The following is a 217-nucleotide window of genomic DNA, read 5'->3' on the forward strand; positions in this document are numbered from 1 at the left end:
AAGGCTTTTCGCCAAGATCGATACCTGCAACCGTTAGGTTACTCGCTGCATCCATTACGTAGGCATTACCTGCTAGGCGTGCAAGCGGCTCTTCAACCCCTTCCATACGACCAATAGGTTGTTTGAACTGGCGACGAATGCGAGCGTAAGCACCGGTTGCCAGCGCAGCCGATTTAATGCCGCCCGTTGAGTTTGAAGGCAGTGTGATACCACGACC

1 protein-coding gene is annotated in these 217 nt (G+C 53.5%); it reads right to left on the reverse strand.

Going from position 1 to position 217, the window contains the following annotated elements:
- Nucleotides 1-217: hypothetical protein (locus AB4512_RS24265; RefSeq protein ID WP_372176047.1), on the reverse strand; the 217-nt coding region annotated here is incomplete at both ends.

The organism is Vibrio sp. 10N.222.52.B7 (genome assembly GCF_041474275.1).
GTDB classification, from domain to species: Bacteria; Pseudomonadota; Gammaproteobacteria; order Enterobacterales; family Vibrionaceae; genus Vibrio; species Vibrio crassostreae_C.